The organism is Meiothermus cerbereus, assembly GCF_051297115.1.
GTDB classification, from domain to species: Bacteria; Deinococcota; Deinococci; order Deinococcales; family Thermaceae; genus Meiothermus; species Meiothermus cerbereus_A.
Genome location: NZ_JBEVAL010000160.1, coordinates 1 through 822, shown reverse-complemented (window position 1 = coordinate 822; position 822 = coordinate 1). Strand labels below are relative to the sequence as shown.

General features: G+C 66.2%; 1 protein-coding gene, 1 other RNA gene and 1 riboswitch. Both genes read left to right on the top strand.

What is annotated here, in order from left to right; genetic code table 11:
• Positions 1–340: a transfer-messenger RNA gene (gene ssrA / locus ABWU19_RS14945) on the top strand; the annotation flags it as partial.
• A gap of 82 nt (positions 341–422) precedes the next feature.
• Positions 423–543, top strand: a riboswitch (FMN riboswitch).
• Positions 544–545: 2 nt separating this feature from the next.
• The coding region (locus tag ABWU19_RS14940; RefSeq protein WP_435902418.1) for a deaminase at positions 546–822 on the top strand (277 nt) is incomplete at its 3' end.

The following is an 822-nucleotide window of genomic DNA, read 5'->3' as shown; positions in this document are numbered from 1 at the left end:
CGGTCTCGACGGGGGTCGCCAAAGGCAGGTGGCGCGCCGAGGTGCGGGTGGCCTCGTAAAAACCCGCAAAAGAATAAAGGCCAAGAAGCCTGCTTACGCCCTCGCGGCTTAGATCCGCAGGCCTCGCCCGATAGCCCCGCCGGGGGCTCACGGTAGCGGGGACAAGAAACCCGGCTAGCCAAGGCTTAGGCCCCGTAAGCCAAGGCGAAGTTCAGCGGGGCTTACTCCTGGCCGCCTGTCCGTGGGCTAAGCCAGGGGGACACCTAAAACGCGGACTACGCGCGTAGAGGCCTGCTGTAGGGACTTTCGGACGGGGGTTCGACTCCCCCCACCTCCACCATGGAAGCGCGCAGGGGCCCTTTGAAGGCCCCTATTTGGCTATTGGGCCTCGCTTTTGGTAAACTGAATGCGGTGCCTGCTGGCACCTCCTTCGGGGCGGGGTGGAAGTCCCCACCGGCGGTGAAAGCCCGCGAAGCCCCTCTGGGGCCCGACCCGGTGGAACTCCGGGGCCGACGGTGAAAGTCCGGATGGGAGAAGGAGGTCCTTTGCGAGAGCTGGACGAGCGCTTTCTCCGCAGGGCTTTGCAGCTGGCCGAACGGGCTCGAGGCCACACTCACCCTAATCCCCTGGTGGGGGCGGTGTTGGTGCGGGATGGCCGCATCGTAGGGGAGGGGTACCATCCCAAGGCGGGGGAGCCCCATGCGGAGGTCTTCGCCTTAAGGGAGGCGGGTTCCCTGGCCCAGGGGGCTACCGCCTATGTCTCCTTGGAGCCCTGCAACCACCAGGGCCGTACCCCCCCTTGTTCCCTGGCCCTTTTGCAGG